At 43.6% G+C, this 16335-nt stretch carries 14 protein-coding genes; 4 read left to right on the top strand and 10 right to left on the bottom strand.

Translation table 11 applies throughout. The annotated features are described in order from the left end of the window. Positions 1-134: 134 nt before the first annotated feature. The 5 genes from NSQ34_RS03630 to NSQ34_RS03610 form a co-directional block, all read right to left on the bottom strand. Positions 135-2702: an exosporium glycoprotein BclB-related protein gene (locus NSQ34_RS03630; RefSeq protein WP_342501041.1), complete on the bottom strand. Its 2568-nt coding sequence runs from the start codon at positions 2700-2702 to the stop codon at positions 135-137. 112 nt (positions 2703-2814) lie between these two features. Then, positions 2815-3897 (bottom strand): bifunctional diaminohydroxyphosphoribosylaminopyrimidine deaminase/5-amino-6-(5-phosphoribosylamino)uracil reductase RibD, encoded by a 1083-nt coding sequence (ribD, locus tag NSQ34_RS03625; RefSeq protein WP_024426637.1) that lies wholly within the window; start codon positions 3895-3897, stop codon positions 2815-2817. A gap of 283 nt (positions 3898-4180) precedes the next feature. Next, positions 4181-5938: a WD40 repeat domain-containing protein gene (locus tag NSQ34_RS03620; protein WP_024426638.1), complete on the bottom strand. Its 1758-nt coding sequence runs from the start codon at positions 5936-5938 to the stop codon at positions 4181-4183. Between the two features lie 4 nt (positions 5939-5942). Then, entirely contained in the window at positions 5943-6746 is an 804-nt protein-coding gene (locus NSQ34_RS03615; RefSeq protein ID WP_024424597.1) for an SUMF1/EgtB/PvdO family nonheme iron enzyme, read from the bottom strand. Positions 6747-6778: 32 nt separating this feature from the next. Continuing rightward, positions 6779-7504 (bottom strand): GTP cyclohydrolase II, encoded by a 726-nt coding sequence (locus NSQ34_RS03610; RefSeq protein ID WP_024426639.1) that lies wholly within the window; start codon positions 7502-7504, stop codon positions 6779-6781. A gap of 119 nt (positions 7505-7623) precedes the next feature. On the opposite strand from NSQ34_RS03610, the gene NSQ34_RS03605 reads away from it, so the two are divergent. Then, positions 7624-7749: a hypothetical protein gene (locus NSQ34_RS03605; RefSeq protein WP_254968622.1), complete on the top strand. Its 126-nt coding sequence runs from the start codon at positions 7624-7626 to the stop codon at positions 7747-7749. A 35-nt stretch (positions 7750-7784) separates the two neighbouring features. Here the strand turns inward: NSQ34_RS03605 and NSQ34_RS03600 are convergent, their stop codons facing one another. Further along, a complete protein-coding gene (locus NSQ34_RS03600) occupies positions 7785-8441 on the bottom strand; it encodes a methyltransferase domain-containing protein (RefSeq protein ID WP_024426640.1) in 657 nt (218 codons plus the stop codon). A 955-nt stretch (positions 8442-9396) separates the two neighbouring features. Then, positions 9397-9744 carry a general stress protein gene (locus NSQ34_RS03595; protein WP_034282732.1) on the bottom strand — a complete coding sequence of 116 codons (348 nt, stop codon included), beginning with the start codon at positions 9742-9744 and terminating at the stop codon, positions 9397-9399. Between the two features lie 221 nt (positions 9745-9965). Between NSQ34_RS03595 and NSQ34_RS03590 the strand changes: the two genes are divergently transcribed. Next, positions 9966-10343, top strand: coding sequence for a YfmB family protein (locus NSQ34_RS03590; protein WP_024426642.1), 378 nt, complete (start codon positions 9966-9968; stop codon positions 10341-10343). A gap of 121 nt (positions 10344-10464) precedes the next feature. Then, positions 10465-11469: an NADP-dependent oxidoreductase gene (locus NSQ34_RS03585; RefSeq protein ID WP_342501040.1), complete on the top strand. Its 1005-nt coding sequence runs from the start codon at positions 10465-10467 to the stop codon at positions 11467-11469. Between the two features lie 35 nt (positions 11470-11504). On the opposite strand, the gene NSQ34_RS03580 is transcribed toward NSQ34_RS03585, so the two are convergent. After that, positions 11505-12647 carry a DEAD/DEAH box helicase gene (locus NSQ34_RS03580; protein WP_268456686.1) on the bottom strand — a complete coding sequence of 381 codons (1143 nt, stop codon included), beginning with the start codon at positions 12645-12647 and terminating at the stop codon, positions 11505-11507. Between the two features lie 152 nt (positions 12648-12799). On the opposite strand from NSQ34_RS03580, the gene NSQ34_RS03575 reads away from it, so the two are divergent. After that, complete coding sequence (locus NSQ34_RS03575) at positions 12800-14353, top strand: ABC-F family ATP-binding cassette domain-containing protein (protein WP_034282735.1); 1554 nt, start codon at positions 12800-12802, stop codon at positions 14351-14353. 228 nt (positions 14354-14581) lie between these two features. On the opposite strand, the gene NSQ34_RS03570 is transcribed toward NSQ34_RS03575, so the two are convergent. Next, the gene (locus NSQ34_RS03570) at positions 14582-15772 is read right to left on the bottom strand and encodes an MFS transporter (RefSeq protein ID WP_176966829.1); all 1191 of its coding nucleotides are present in this window, start codon (positions 15770-15772) and stop codon (positions 14582-14584) included. Positions 15773-15828: 56 nt separating this feature from the next. Then, positions 15829-16254 carry a MerR family transcriptional regulator gene (locus NSQ34_RS03565; protein ID WP_024424586.1) on the bottom strand — a complete coding sequence of 142 codons (426 nt, stop codon included), beginning with the start codon at positions 16252-16254 and terminating at the stop codon, positions 15829-15831. Between the last annotated feature and the right edge of the window lie 81 nt (positions 16255-16335).

The raw sequence follows: 16335 nt of genomic DNA, 5'->3' as shown, positions 1-16335 counted from the left end.
CGCTACAACCCCTAATTCAGTAGATTCACCCGAATAGACTCTATGAAAATGATATCATTTTTTCTGACTAAGTTAAGAGAAAATTCTTTCAAACAAAAAAGACGACTCAAAATCGAGTCGTCCCTGTATGCCTATTACGTGATCGATAAACCAGCACTCGCATAGCCTGCTACAGTATTCACTAAGGATAGACCTGTAGCTGATGCGGAGAATACAACAAGCAATCGTGTTTCCGGTGTGACTGGTACATTTAGACCAGTCGCAATACCGTTTGCAATCGCACCCAGCGTTAAAACACCGGTTAAAGCTGGTGCTAATGTGACACTCGCTACTTGAGTGAAACTGTTATTTGGTGTCGGTGAAGCGAATAGACTAGCCGTTACGGTAATACTCGTGCCGACTAAAGAAAGAGCTGCTGTTGTGCTGAAATAGCCTGCAAATGACGTGATCGTCCCAGCTCTCGGAACTGAGAACGCCATGTTGAGTAAAGTGCCTGCAGCGCCTGTTAAATCAATTACTCCGCCTAAAATACTGACACCTGTCGCTGAGTTACCAAATCCGATCAAGCTGGATGTTCCAACAAGACCGCCTGCAATTGTTGTCAGGACAGCAGGTGTACCTGATGCAAACGGAATGATCGCACTCGATCCTGTCACTCCTGTTGGACCGGTGGCTCCTGTGGCTCCTGTACCTGTGACTCCGGTGGCTCCTGTTGCACCGGTTACACCCGTTGCTCCAGTTAAACCTGTAATACCCGTTACACCGGTCACTCCTGTTGCTCCCGTAGCTCCCGTAGCTCCCGTAGCTCCGGTAACCCCTGTTTCTCCCGTGGCTCCGGTTATTCCAGTTGCACCGGTTGCTCCGGTAACCCCTGTTTCTCCCGTAGCTCCGGTTATTCCAGTTGCACCGGTCGCTCCAGTCACTCCTGTAACTCCCGTCGCTCCTGTACCGGTTGCACCTGTAACGCCAGTCGCGCCTGCGGCAGCTAATAACGTATAATCTGGTGACGTATCTGGTGTGCCTGTTGGCGGTGCTGTGTTCACGATATAGGTTCCACCTTCATACGTGACCACTTGACCTACTGGATACGTTGGGGCTGCCGCTGGATCAAACGCCGTGACACCGGCTAAGCCTACTCCCGTCGCTCCTGTGATCCCGGTTGCACCTGTTGCGCCCGTATCACCAGTTACCCCAGTTGCACCTGTGACACCGGTGGCTCCGGTTGGACCAATTTCCCCCGTTGCTCCTGTAACGCCAGTAACTCCGGTTGGACCAATTTCCCCCGTTGCTCCCGTGACGCCAGTGACTCCGGTTGGGCCAATTTCTCCTGTTGCTCCCGTCGCTCCTGTGATCCCGATTGCACCTGTTGCGCCCGTATCACCAGTTACCCCAGTTGCACCTGTGACACCGGTGGCTCCAGTTGGGCCAATTTCTCCTGTTGCTCCCGTGACGCCGGTGGCTCCGGTTGGACCAATTTCCCCCGTTGCTCCCGTGACGCCAGTAACTCCGGTTGGACCAATTTCCCCCGTTGCTCCTGTAACGCCTGTTACTCCCGTCGCTCCTGTACCGGTTGCACCTGTAACGCCAGTCGCGCCTGCGGCTGCTAATAACGTATAATCTGGTGACGTATCTGGTGTTCCTGTTGGCGGTGCTGTGTTCACGATATAGGTTCCACCTTCATACGTGACCACTTGACCTACTGGATACGTTGGGGCTGCCGCTGGATCAAACGCCGTGACGCCGGCTAAGCCGATTCCCGTCGCTCCTGTGATCCCTGTTGCACCTGTTGCACCTGTTGCGCCCGTATCACCAGTTACCCCAGTTGCACCTGTGACACCGGTGGCTCCAGTTGGGCCAATTTCCCCCGTTGCTCCCGTGACGCCAGTAACTCCGGTTGGACCAATTTCCCCCGTTGCTCCCGTGACGCCAGTAACTCCGGTTGGACCAATTTCCCCCGTTGCTCCAGTTGCACCCGTACCGGTAGCGCCTGTAACGCCAGTCGCGCCTGCGGCTGCTAATAACGTATAATCTGGTGATGTATCTGGTGTACCTGTTGGTGATGCTGTGTTCACAAGATATGTTCCACCTTCATATGTCACCACTTGCCCAAATGGGTATCCTGGCGCTGCTGCAGCATCATACGGTACGACTCCCGTTAAACCCACGCCGGTGGCGCCTGTGGCTCCAGTTGGACCTGGATCTCCTGTGACACCTGTTGGCCCTGTACCTGTTTCCCCCGCTGCAGCTAATAATGTATAATCTGCCGACGTATCCGGTGTACCTAATGGAGGTACTGAATTGACGACGTACGTACTGCCATCGTATGTCACCACTTGCCCTACTGGGTAGGTTGGTGCTACTGCTGGATCAAATGCCAAGATGCCTGTTAAACCTACGCCTGTTGGACCGATTGGACCTGCTGGACCTGCTGGGCCTGCCGGACCCGCTGGACCCACTGCACCCGCTGGACCTGCTGGGCCTCTTTTTCCTCTCCCGCCTGGCGGACCTTGAATCACACAAACACAAGGATCTTTTCCGCAGCAAGGATTTTTTACTGGTTTCCTAGGCTTTTCTGATATCCCTTTTTTACAACTATCACATTCCCAGCCATCATCCTTATACGCATCATACCAGCTTCCTTTTTGGTAGTGGTCTGTCGAATGAGTTGGATATGTCTTACCACATTGCCTACATCTTTTCATGGAATCACCCCCATCCATCGTATTCATCATGACTGGGAAAGGTGTATGTACACTTTTATTTTTTTAAAATAATCAAAAGACCTTGCACTTTATGCACAAGGTCCTTCTTTCATTAAAGTCTCATCGTCATTTTTAAATCTTTTCCTACCATACTATAATCCATATCTACCGGCCGGATGGCTTCTTTTAATGATTTCGTACCTTCTCCTTCAAAGAAAGTAGGTGCATCTTTCCCTCCAATTAATAATGGTGCCATATAAATAATGACTTCGTTCACAAGTGACGCTTCTAAAAAGGATGCGCTCACACTCCCTCCCGCCTCTACAAGCACCGACATCACAGAGCGCCTTTTCAGCATACGTAACACCGCATGAAGATCTGTCCGATTTTCTCCGCTTGTGACAAATACTTGATGTCCTTTTTGCACCAGTTGATGGTATTTTTTTTGATCATACTTGTTTGAGGTACAAATGATGGTTTCTGCCATATGATCATTTAAACATTTCGCATGAAGCGGAATCCTTAAGGTGGAATCTAAAATGACACGAATGGGCTGTGTCACGAATGAATCTTTTACAATAAGACCTGCATCATCTTGAATAATGGTTTCGACGCCTGTTATCACAGCATCTGCTTCTTGACGTAATTGCTGCACTTCATTCCTCGCTTCTGTCCCTGTAATCCATTTGCTTTCTTGATGAGCTGTTGCAATTTTCCCATCTAACGAAATGGCTGTTTTTAATATGACATAAGGAAGGTCTGATTGTATCGAATGAAAAAAAGGAAGATTTAAGCTGTCCGCTTCCCGCTTACATATCCCTTCTTCTACTTCTATCCCTGCTTGTTTCAACATCGTGACCCCTTTACCTGCTACAAGTGGATTTGGGTCCCCAGTGGCAATGACCACACGTTTCACCCCGCTCTTTATAATGGCTTCTGAGCAAGGACCTGTTTTTCCATGATGCGAACAAGGTTCGAGCGTCACATATAGATGAGCCCCCTTCGCCTTTTCTCCTGCCATTTGCAGCGCATGAATTTCAGCATGCGGCTCGCCCGCCTTCATGTGAGCACCAATTCCAACGATCTCACCTTTTTTGACTACCACTGCCCCGACAAGCGGATTTGGCGAGGTTTGTCCTTTCATGGCCTTTGCGTTGGCAATCGCTAGCTTCATATAAAAAACATCGTCTTTCATGTAAGTCTCCTTTCCTCTCTTTCAAGGGAAAGAACTCCTTCAGGGAATGAAGGAGTTCTATTCTCATGTGCTATATTTTTTCCATCCGTTTCTTTTCAGATCGATCATAGTAAGGCAAGGAATAAAAAAGTTTATAAGATGCTCGTTGTTTACAAAAACAGCATTTGCGACATTCATATTTATTAATGAGGAGCACATGCGGACAATTGAGTACAGACAGACCTTTTTTCATATGTTCCTTGCAAACACTTATCATGAGAATCCCCCGCTTACATTCTTTTTCTTAATGAGAGATTACTTCTTTCGGAAATTGTTCAAATAAGCGTAGTACTTCGGTATGCGTCCCATCTTCTCGAACGTGATAAATCCCGCCGTCATATGAGCTTGCATATACATCATTGCCTAATTGTCTGATGGCACTAATCCCATTTTGGGCAATTCTAATTGGGCCGGTGTTGACATCCAGCTCTGGATTCCACACAACGATATAGCCCCAATAATCACCGCTTACAATATAGCCTGAGTCTGTGACTGTGACCGATTTAATCGAATACTGGTGTTCGTTATGCTGGTCTAAAATTCTTCCTGTATGCAAATCAAACAATCTCACATTCTTGTCGCGGCTGACAATGGCGATACGGTCTCGTTTACTATCAATAAAGACATCATTTAACAGCTCTGTCGCACCAATGTATTCCGCTTTTAAGGACAAACTCTTTTTATCTAAAAGACAGATGGTTCCTTCAACTGCTGCTGTGATGATAAGATCTCCTTCTACCTTTAATGCTTTAACTGCACAATCGTGTGCTTTGGAACGGCCGATTTCCTTTAAGTGTTCTGTCGAAATGACATGGACATAACCGCCATAAGTTCCAATATAAAATTGACGATCCTCCTCGTGGAAATATACGCTGTTGACCGGACCTGTGTTAAGATCAAACGAAACCATTTGCTTTAATGACTCATGAACAATATGCACCTGACTTGCATGATCTCCCCACGCATAATAGCTTCCATCCCGTGCAACAGCTACTCCATTTGTTAAAACGCCCGTCGATTTGGCGATTTCAATCCCATTTTTTCTGAATTTTCCATCATCAGATGCGGTAATAATATCACCCGCATCAGTCAGCGCAATATCATTGATAGATGGTGTCGCCATTTCGATCTCATCTGATATGACTTTGCCCTTTTCGATCGACCATTCACAATATGTTTTTCCAAAGCTGGCCCCTAGTATTGACTTCTCATCTTCTGTCCAGACAAGTGAGCGCTCCCACTGATATTTATGAGGCAGCAGTGTATCGACTAAATCACCTGTTTCATAATTCCACAGCTTAATTAAATGGTCGTAGCCTGCTGTCAGCAAGTAATTGCCGCTTGGAGAAAAATTCACGCGCTTGACGCCCTGTAAATGGGCTTTGATGATTTTCTTCTCCTGTAAAGTAGCTGCATCGTAAATAATAACAGTGCCATCATCTCTGCCAAGTGCGAATACTTCTTTTTGATTGCTGCCGCTGATTGTATCGAGCTCATAATCAAACGGGCCGATTTCCCCTACAATTTCTCCGGTTTCATACAGCCATACAAGGACATATCCATCATCACCTGTTGTATAAGCTTTATCACCATGTATCCATACAGCTAATACATCTTTGCTATGGCCATGGAATTCTCTTAAAATAGCGCCCGTTTCGATATCCCAGACTAAGCATCTTCTATCTCTAGACACGGATACAAGTAAAGTATCCTGCTTCGCAAAAGCGACGGCTTCTACATCATCTGCATGACCAAACAACGTGCGGATTCGGGTATGTGTGCCTGTATCATACAATTGAATGGTATAGTCTGACGATGCACTTGCTAAATACTTTCCGTTTTCAGAAAGAGATAAAGAGTTAATGATATGCTCGTGACTGCCAATAAACGTTCCTTCTCCCGTCGCCCGGTTCCACTGATAAATACAGCGGTCATAGCCGCCAGTGTAAACAATTTGGTCGTGCTGAGTTGATAAAACAGATGTAATTGGTCCTCTATGCATAGTTTTACACTCCCACCTTTATATGTTGTTTTTGACGAGTCACTAAACGAAAACCAGTAAATCGAAAAACAGGATCTGGGTGCTTCCCGTGTCTTCTTGCGACTCTGCATAAATCTCCGCCTCTTGCGAAAGAGCCGCCTTTTAAAATGTAGTAATCACTTCCGAGTGTTTCCGTTAAATCATCGACGACCTCGATGCCGCCTTCATAAACGTGATATTTGGTGTTGACCCATTCCTCGACGTTTCCTCCCATATCATAAAGACCAAATAAGGATCGGCCCTTTTCGTAATGACGGACAGGCGTCGTTTTTTCAATATTTGATTCGTGCGTATTGCAGTAAGAAGGATCAAACTCATCTCCCCACGGGTATTGATTTCTCGTGTTTCCCCGGGCAGCATACTCCCATTCTTCTTCAGTAGGAATCGAAACATCAATCCCAAGTTTCCCGCTCAGCCACTGACAGAACGAGAAGGCATCCTCAATGTCCATGCCCCAAGCTGGATGATCTTTTCCCCCGCCAAGCTCTTCGTTCGTTAAACTCTCCGGGTATGTCTGGCCTGTTTCATCACAATAGCTTTGATACAGTTCATTGCTGACGACCGTATCTGAGATAAAAAATTCGTTGATATACGGCTGATAGGACGGAAATTCTTTGTACAGCCATTTTTGAAATTTTTTCTCACGGCCGTAGGTTGGATTGAGCAACTTGTCCTTCCAGAATTCTGCTGCCTTTTTCATATCTTCTTCATTACTTCCAATCGTTGCATAGCCGCTTGGGATTTGAATCCAATTGATATCAGGTTTCACGCTTTTCTCCCGCCTTCTTTCAATAAACTCGTCTATTGATTAATTAATTTCTTCTCATCGACCATATGCCCTGAGGCTGCTTTTGCCTTTAAATAGGCTTCATTGTAGAGAGAGGCTTCGACCGTATGATCAAACCGCAAAACAGGAAGACCGAAAGCTGCAATAGAATCGACTTTATCTGGATTGTTCGTTAGTAAATGCAATGGTTTTCCTTTGTTTAAATAGTGCAAAACAGCTGCTGCTTCCTCGTAATGCCGATCATCATCCCCGCAGCCGATCAGGCGGTTGGCTTCAAAAGTATCCAGCTGCATCTCCTGTAATTTATACGTCAACGCTTTTGCCATCAGCCCAATAGACCGACCTTCTTGATTGGCCATATACACAAGCATGCCTTTTCCGTAATCGGTGATTTTCTTCAGCGATAATGCAAGCTGTGGACCACAATCACATTTCAGTGACCCAAACACATCTCCTGTTTGGCAGACACTATGGATTCGCACAAGCGGCGGCCGTTCATTTTCAAAGTCGCCAAATAAGAGACAAGAGGAAAAGGTTTGCTGCGCGGTACTCATTTGGACAATCGATTCGATCGTTGGTTTTGTATCCCGTTCAACAGGCGCGAAGGCATACCACTTAAATGGCACTTCTTCATGTTGAATGGAAATTGGCAAATTCACAGGCCCCACGAGCAAATAGTGTTTATCTTGAAAGGTAAAATGATGAATCATTGATTGTAATTCATCTACAAACTTGTTCATTAGTCTCCCCCCTATTCATCACTGCACCCAAATCGACTCCCATAGCGCAGTGATGGAGTGATGAATATGTGTACGCACCCCTCAGCTTGTGTGCTCCCGCAGAAGGAAATGGATGTGCGATGTCTCTCATCGTTTTAGACCTTGTCCTTTTCCAGTACAAAGGAGCAGAAATTTTGGTTCATATGCTTTATTTTCTGTCAGAGCAGCAAACGCTCTTGATTGGCAGACGCTCTTTCTTCCCATGAACTCCTCTGCTAGCTTTGAATCACTCACCTTTGTACTAGATTTTGACGGCAATGACATGATGCTGGCTTATTCCAGCCTTCGCTTGTAACGGTGATATGGATACAAGCTCAAGACCTGATGTACAAATTTTTTCGCCAAGCTGAGAATCTGAAAATGAAAAATGGAAACGGCCATCTTCTCCGATTAATCCTGTTTTCCACTGTTCTCCCCAGACAACAAGTGAAAAGACACCGCCTTCATGAAGTAAAGAAGAGACCTGTTTTAAATAACGTTCATGATCATCAGGATGTTGATGATGAAAGCAGCCATGATCTAAAATTAAATCAAACTGCATCCCGCGTCCCTGATCCATGGACCATGACATAAAATCTTGATGAACAAAATGGACAGGAACTGTTTCTCTTTTCTGTAACCCTGCCCACTCCTCATGCTCATACAGGTCGATACCGACATATGCGGAAAGCCCGCTTAAATGTTCTAGTGCACGGCCGTTGCCGCACCCGATATCCAGCACAGAAGCAAGTGCATTCTTTTCCCTTGAACGCCATGCCTTTAATGACATCACTGCTGCGTCTGTTAAGGATGGATCAGTAGACCACATATCTGTTCTTTGCTCATAATGCTCTTGGAATGCCATGCGCATCTTTTCTAAATACAATCCACTGTCTTCATGGTACAAAGCCTTTTTCATCATGAAACCTCCTTCAATTCACAATCTTCTTTTCGGGCAAAGGTGGTTTTCAAGCCAAAAACCTTATGTTAAAATGAAAGATGGATTTTTTAGGAAAATCTGTTTTTCTGAAAAAGAAGAGAAGCACCCCACATGTTTACTCTTCTTTTTCAGCATTCATCCTCATATGCAGCCGTTCGAAGGCCGCACCGCCTCAGCTTGTTCTCTCTTTTTTTCATATGAGTTCACCTCCTTTACCGTTCGATCAACTCACATTTCTTATTGAAACCGCTTTCTCTTTTTTATAAGGACTTAACGTCTTTTTCAATCTCTTACACTATGCTTTTAGTAGAAAGATCAATCTACTGTTTAGAATGGTGATCATTTTTTCTTCAAGTAAACGACGATTTGTTCTGTTCTAGTAGACATTTTTGTACCTAAGAGGCGCTTACGCTTTGGTTCTTGCCACCCCCTTTCACTAGATTATGCTTGGAATAAACCCGCCAGAAATTTAACAACTAATTCCATAATGACTGGATTAAGCCAAATATATTGTTTTTAGTTTATTTTGTCAACAAATTATTTCCTAAACATTAAAATGAATTTCTAATTGAAAATACAGGTATTTTTCGTGGTTTTTTGACCTTAAAACACTTATTTCTACACAAAAATACAACTTAAACCAATAGAACTAAGAAATTTATCTACTAAATTACACAAGTTTTTATTTAATTTTAAATCAAAATAGAAAGATACAATGATTATTTCCCGAATGGTTTTTTGTGATATTTCGACTATTTTTTTTGATTCTCCATGATTTTCATTGGTATAACGGCATTTTCAATTAGAGAGTTTACTATTTATTCCATACTTCTGTATTTACTTATTATCGTAAAAAAGATATATGTCTCTCTTTCAGACATGGAAGCATGAAAAAAAGCCCCTTACAAAAGTAAGAGGCTTTTTCGGTTGGCGTTTACGCCCAGTTTTTCACTTTTTCATGATCTGTGACAAAGAGAAGGACTTTCCCTTCGTCTAAATGTTCTTCAAATGTCTCAGCTTCTTCTTTTGAGAAACCAATTTCATGAATTTTATTGCGGAGCTCATCACCCTTTTTACTAAAGATGTTCCCAACCGCATGTTTGAGTCCAACTTCTCTTGAGCCAATCGTATTGGCATCTGCATTATTTGCAATACGCTCTGTTCGATCATCGTCATGGGACAGAACATAAATGTCCTCTCTTGCAACACCGAGTGCCTTTAATTGCTCTACATCTTTTTGAAGTGTTTCATCATTTGAATACTCTCTTACAACAGGTTTCATTTTATATTCCTCCTTTAACGTCTTACGAATCTTTTACCCGTCACTTTTGACATTAAACCTTCCACGAGCACATCCAATTTTCTTGAAAGACGTACCATGTCTATCGACTTATTTTTGACAAAAATCCTGTAAAAATGACTAAATTTTCTGAATTATCATGTTCAATCCTGTTGATTTGTTGTACAATTCTTATACTGGAGGCTAGAAATGAGGGAGAGCTGATGTATTACTTTTCAGCGGAGCAGCAGTTTAATGCTTGGGTTGTCAGTGATTTGGTGAAACAGCTTTTTCAAAAGTGGAATCCTGAAGAAGCAAATACAAAGCCGCTTACATTGTTTGCCGAACAGCACTTTCACATCTCAATTGATTATCTCTTTTCCATCATTATTAACATTGGAGATATTGAGTCAATTGAACAAGATCCACAAGACATGTTGTCCTCATACTTGAATATCCTTTTTCCTTTTGTGACGCGCGATATGATGAAAGCCTCCATGCAAAATGCAAACGAATATTTGTTAAAAGAACGTGATGCGGATGTGTATCAGCTGTTTGGCTGTCTCCCGCCGCTCCTCTCTGTATCTTTTCAGAAAAAGTAGTCCCCTTCGATAAGATGGCGGCTGCTTTTTTGTATGTGTTTTGAAAAGACCGTATGTTTTGAACGAAAAGAAGCATCATGTTAATGTAAATCTAGGCTGTAAGTGAAAGGGAGGATTTGACATGAGTCAACAAAAGCAAATTCAATTAGCTAAACGTCCTAAAGGATTACCTACAAAAGATGTTTTTCATTTTGAAACAGTCGATATACCTGTGCCGCAAGATGGGGAGGTCTTGATTCAAACGAAATATGTTTCTGTAGATCCTTATATGAGAGGGCGAATGCAGGATACAAAATCCTATACACCTCCGTTCAAGCTAAATGAAGTGATTCAGGGCGGTGTTGTCGGAGAAGTCGTTGAGTCGAAATCGCCTCAATTTGAAAAGGGTGATTTTGTCCTTGGATTCCTTGGATGGCAAGAATACTCCACTGCCAAAGCTGAATCTCTGACTAAAATTGATCCGTCCATTGCGCCATTGTCCTATTATTTAGGGATTTTGGGCATGCCAGGGCAAACCGCTTACTTCGGCCTGCTTGCGATTGGCCAGCCAAAAGAAGGCGAGACGGTTGTCATTTCTGGAGCAGCAGGTGCCGTTGGTTCTGTTGTGGGACAAATCGCTAAGATCAAAGGCGCACACGTCGTGGGAATTGCCGGATCTGACGATAAACTCGCTTATTTAAAAGAATTGGGCTTTGATGAAACGATTAATTATAAAACAACAAATGATTTAGATGATGCCATTGCAAAAGCCTGCCCTAACGGCGTTGATGTGTATTTTGACAATGTAGGCGGCGAGATTTCAGATCCGGTGATGAATCATTTAAACCGTTTTGCACGCATTCCAGTATGCGGCGCCATTTCTTCTTATAATATTAGCGCAAGCGAGGACATCGGGCCGCGTGTGCAAACAAAACTCATCAAAACAAGCGCATTGATGCAAGGCTTCATCGTTGCCAACTATTCAGATCGTTTTGGAGAGGCAGCGAAGGATCTCGCACAATGGGTAAAAGAAGACAAACTCACATATAAAGAAACAATCATAGAAGGCTTTGACAACATTCCTGACGCATTCCTTGGACTATTCAAAGGAGAAAATGTCGGGAAACAACTTGTCAAAATTTCATAACAAAAAAGGACCCTCCATGTGGAAGGGTCCTTTTCTTATGCCTGCTTGGGCGCAAGGTGCAGCCGGCCTTGCTTATACACAATTTCTTCAAGCGAAAGATTCAGCTTTTTCGCCATTTTTTTCAGCATTGATTGCTCTTGAGGTGTGACAAGGCTGATGACTGCGCCTTCTTTTCCTGCGCGCCCGGTTCTGCCTGAACGGTGGATGTAGCCCTCTTCATTTGGCATATCTGCATGAATCACATATGGCAGATCATCAATATCGATTCCTCTTGCTGCAATATCTGTTGCAAGGAGGAGCGGGAATTCACGCTGTTCAAATGATTTCAAGATCACAGCACGTTCAGCTTTTTTTGCTTCACTATGAAGGACACCAAGGTCGACATGATGGTACGCTAATTTCTCTGCATAAATGCTTAAGTTCGTAATGTCACGTACAAAAACGAGCGCCTGCATGTCCTCAAGCCGTGATAGCTTTTGCAGCAGTTTCACTTTGTCACGCTGATCACATAACAGATAATAGTGACCCACTTTCTGCGCTTCTTCCTCGCTTCTAGCAATTTTCAATACTTCTGGTTCAGATGTCATTTCTTTGATCAGCTGAACGGTTTCTTCTTTCAATGTTGCAGAAAAACAAAGGATTTGTCTTTCTTTTAATGTGGACTTAATGATTCCTTGGATCGTTTTCATATGCTCTGGCACAAGAAGCTGATCTGCTTCGTCTAATACAATCGTTTTGACTTCATGCATTTTCAGTTTCTTGATTTTGATTAATTCTTGTACTCGGCCCGGTGTCGCCACAACGATGTTCGGATGTTTCTTTAGTTTTTCTTGCTGCTTCTTGATGTTCGCTCCACCAATCAAGGAGACCGCTTTGATGTCTGATCCTTGTTTAAACTCTTGCACGACATCAAAGATTTGCATCACAAGCTCTCTTGAAGGTGCCAAGATTAAGACTTGCGGATGCTTAATATTGACATCAATTTTATTTAAAAGCGGCAGAACATACGCAAGTGTCTTCCCCGTTCCAGTTGGCGATTCTGCGATCACATCACGCTTCTCCGTAATCCACTCTGCTGTTTTTTCTTGTATAGCTGTTGGTTTTTCGAAGCCAGCCGCTTGAAAGTTTTCCTGAATAAATGGCTTTGCTTCTTTCAAAAATGCCCAATTTTCCGTCATGTCGATCTCCTTTACCCTCATTCAATCTATCCTTTAGTATCTCAAAATCAGCTTTGAAACGCAATTTTTCTTTTGATGCTTTTATCGAGCCGGACAGTTCGATATAATCATGAGAGGCACTAGCCGTTTTGAATCTATTTGAGGTGTAAAAAATGATATTATCTGTTAAAGATTTAAGTCATGGCTTTGGCGACAGAGCCATTTTCCACGAAGTGTCCTTCCGTTTATTAAAAGGCGAGCATGTCGGCTTAATCGGCGCCAACGGTGAAGGAAAGTCAACGTTTATGAATATTATTACTGGCAAGCTGGATCCAGATGCAGGAAAAGTCGAATGGGCGAAAAATGTCCGTGTCGGCTACCTTGATCAGCATACCGTGCTAGAAAAGGGCAGAACGATCCGTGAAGTCCTTCAGGATGCATTCCATTATTTATTCTCCATGGAAGCTGCGATGAATGACATTTATGGCAAAATGGGTGAAGCCGATCCTGATGAGCTGGAAAAGCTGTTAGAGGAAGTTGGCGTCATTCAGGACGCACTGACAAACAATGATTTCTATATCATTGATTCCAAGGTCGAGGAAATTGCAAGAGGTCTTGGATTAACGGATCTTGGACTGGACCGTGATGTGACGGAGCTCAGCGGCGGTCAGCGTACGAAGGTCCTGCTAGCGAAATTGCTGTTAGAGAAGCCAGAAATTCTCCTTCTCGATGAGCCGACCAACTATTTGGATGAGCAGCATATTGAGTGGCTGAAGCGTTATTTACAGGAATATGAAAATGCGTTTATCCTCATTTCACATGATATTCCGTTTTTAAACAGTGTTATTAACTTGATTTATCATGTTGAAAATCAAGAGCTCACGCGCTATGTTGGTGATTACGACCAATTTAAACAAGTGTACGAAGTCAAAAAGCAGCAGCTCGAAGCAGCCTATAAAAGACAGCAGCAGGAAGTGGCTGAACTAAAGGATTTTGTCGCAAGAAACAAAGCACGTGTCAGCACAAGAAATATGGCGATGTCCCGTCAAAAGAAATTGGATAAGATGGATATGATTGAACTGGCAGCAGAAAAGCCAAAACCAGAATTCCACTTTAAACCGGCACGTACTTCTGGGAAACTGATTTTTGAAACGAAAGATTTGGTCATTGGTTATGATGAACCGCTCTCCCGCCCATTGAATTTGAAAATGGAACGCGGGCAAAAAATTGCGCTGTACGGTGCTAACGGTATCGGAAAAACGACGCTGCTCCGAAGTCTTCTTGGGGAAATCACACCTATTTCTGGTGAAGTGGAACGTGGAGAATTCTTGCATATTGGCTACTTTGAGCAAGAAGTAAAAGAGCAAAACAGCAATACTTGTATTGAAGAAGTATGGAGCACCTTCCCTTCTTACACGCAATATGAAGTCAGAGCCGCTCTTGCAAAATGCGGATTAACGACAAAACATATTGAAAGCCGTGTGTCTGTATTAAGCGGAGGAGAAAAAGCAAAGGTCCGTCTTTGTAAGCTGATCAACGAAGAAACCAACTTACTTGTTCTCGATGAGCCGACAAACCATTTAGATGTCGATGCAAAAGAAGAACTAAAACGCGCCTTAAAAGAATATAAAGGCAGTGTCTTATTGATTTCTCACGAGCCTGAATTTTATCAAGATGTGGCAACTGAAACATGGAATTGCGAATCTTGGACGACAAAAGTATTATAACGACAAAAAAGCCTTATATCTTCAAAAGATATAAGGCTCAGATGATTGTGACAAAGGGCTAAAATGATCTTTATTTTAGCCCTTTGTCTTCTTTCAGCGTGATAGAAAACCTTTGCAGTCTAGGAAGGACGGCTACCTTTGCGGAGCGAATTTGCCATTCGTGAGCATCGGCGCACAGGAACTGACACCGAATGCGAGGGTTTGTCTACACGCTGAACTTTTTTCTAATTAATGACCTGCTTGGATATTCACCAAATGCTTACGTCCAAGGAGCAGAATAATCATGCCTAGAAGAACAACACCAGCCCCGACATAGTAAGGTGTACTTGCTGTATAGGATTCAGCGAGAACTCCGGCAATCCAAGGAGCGATCGCGCCCCCAATAAACCGTACAGCACTGTAAGAGGATGAAGCAATTGAACGTTCAACCGGTGCTGACCCCATCACAGCTGTCGTGAGCACCGTATTGATCATACCGAGAATTCCCCCAGCAATGACAATTCCGCAGATCACGACCACAATATGAGACGTCCATATTCCAATGCCGAATAAAATCACAGCAAACGAAGCAAACAAAACCACCAGCGAGGTCAATGTCCCAAGTTTACGATGAATGACCGGCGCGGAGAAGACGGAGGTCACAGCCAAAAATAGCCCCCAACCAAAAAAGACATAACCAAGTCCATGCTCATCAAGATGGAGCACAAATGGTGAATACGCTAAAAGCACAAAGAAACCAAAATTATATAAGAAAGCGGCAGATGCCATCGTTAAAAGTCCTTTATATTTTAACGCCCCGACAGCCTCAAATAATTTCACTTTTTTCTCAGGCTTTTGCATAGGTGGAAGCATAAAGGTTATCGCTAAAAGAGCGATAAGCATTAACACGGCAACGCCAAAGAAAGGCCCGCGCCAAGAAATTGTTCCAAGCTCACCGCCAAGCAGCGGTCCAACCGATATCCCAAGACCTAGTGCTGCCTCGTATAAAATAATGGCCTTCGCACTTCCTCCAACAGACACACCGACAATGACAGAGAGTGCAGTTGAAATAAATAAAGCATTCCCGATGCCCCATCCGCCTCTAAAGCCAATTAATTCATTAATCGTTGAAGAAGTACCTCCTAAAGCAGAAAAAACAATAATAAAAATGAGTCCTACTAATAACGTCCATTTCGCACCAATCCGGCTAGAAATAAAACCGGTAAAAAACATCACAAAGCCGGTCACAAGTAAGTAGCTAGTAAATAAAAGAGAGACCTGGCTTGGAGATGCATGTAATTGTGATGCAATGGCTGGCAGGATCGGGTCAACGAGTCCTATTCCCATAAACGAAATCACACATGCAAAGGCAACAGCCCAAACGGCTTTTGGCTGCCTAAGCAGACTTGTACGCTGTTTCAACACTTCTTCTTCCTTCATTCCATCAGAACCTTTCCTTCAAATGTTGACAAAATAAAATAAACACGCAGAGGTGTTTATTTTTGTAATTGCTCAATTGCATGAGCCGCTCTTTCTTTCATCGCTTCAAGATCCTTTTTAAAGGATTGAATGGTTTCAAGCTTTTTTGAAATCAATTGATGCTGCACAGTCAGCTGCGCCTCAATATCTAACAGCTTCTCTAATCGTTCCTTCGGATCAAGCGACAACAAGTAGCCTTCTTTATTCAGCTCTAGCTGCTTTCCGATTTCCATAAACGATTGAAGCTCCTGTAAAGAAAAGCCGAGTACCTCTTTTGCCTGCATCACTTTCTCTAGCTCTTCCATGTCGTCCTCTGAGTAAAGTCTGACTCCGCCCTCTGTCCGCTTTGGTGCTGATAATAAACCAATCTCTTCATAGAAACGAATCGTCCGTTTTGTCAGTCCGCTTCTTTTCGCCACTTGATCAATTTTCATCCATTCCATCACCAGTGCCTCCTGCTCATCAATTCATGTTTTATTATACACCTTTATAACCTTAACGTAAACGTCAAAGTTTTAACCCTT

The organism is Bacillus sp. FSL P2-0069 (assembly GCF_038593315.1).
GTDB lineage: Bacteria > Bacillota > Bacilli > Bacillales > Bacillaceae > Bacillus > Bacillus safensis.
Note: the sequence above shows the minus strand (reverse complement) of the source record. Positions and strands in the feature narration are given on the sequence as shown.

Coding starts and splice junctions, on each gene's coding strand:
- NSQ34_RS03630 (WP_342501041.1), bottom strand. CDS start 2,702: ATGAAAAGATGTAGGCAATGTGGTAAGACATATCCAACTCATTCGACA.
- NSQ34_RS03585 (WP_342501040.1), top strand. CDS start 10,465: ATGAGTCAACAAAAGCAAATTCAATTAGCTAAACGTCCTAAAGGATTA.
- NSQ34_RS03570 (WP_176966829.1), bottom strand. CDS start 15,772: ATGAAGGAAGAAGAAGTGTTGAAACAGCGTACAAGTCTGCTTAGGCAG.
- ribD (WP_024426637.1), bottom strand. CDS start 3,897: ATGAAAGACGATGTTTTTTATATGAAGCTAGCGATTGCCAACGCAAAG.
- NSQ34_RS03565 (WP_024424586.1), bottom strand. CDS start 16,254: ATGGAATGGATGAAAATTGATCAAGTGGCGAAAAGAAGCGGACTGACA.
- NSQ34_RS03580 (WP_268456686.1), bottom strand. CDS start 12,647: ATGACGGAAAATTGGGCATTTTTGAAAGAAGCAAAGCCATTTATTCAG.
- NSQ34_RS03610 (WP_024426639.1), bottom strand. CDS start 7,504: ATGAACAAGTTTGTAGATGAATTACAATCAATGATTCATCATTTTACC.
- NSQ34_RS03595 (WP_034282732.1), bottom strand. CDS start 9,744: ATGAAACCTGTTGTAAGAGAGTATTCAAATGATGAAACACTTCAAAAA.
- NSQ34_RS03590 (WP_024426642.1), top strand. CDS start 9,966: ATGTATTACTTTTCAGCGGAGCAGCAGTTTAATGCTTGGGTTGTCAGT.
- NSQ34_RS03575 (WP_034282735.1), top strand. CDS start 12,800: ATGATATTATCTGTTAAAGATTTAAGTCATGGCTTTGGCGACAGAGCC.
- NSQ34_RS03620 (WP_024426638.1), bottom strand. CDS start 5,938: ATGCATAGAGGACCAATTACATCTGTTTTATCAACTCAGCACGACCAA.
- NSQ34_RS03600 (WP_024426640.1), bottom strand. CDS start 8,441: ATGAAAAAGGCTTTGTACCATGAAGACAGTGGATTGTATTTAGAAAAG.
- NSQ34_RS03605 (WP_254968622.1), top strand. CDS start 7,624: ATGTCTCTCATCGTTTTAGACCTTGTCCTTTTCCAGTACAAAGGAGCA.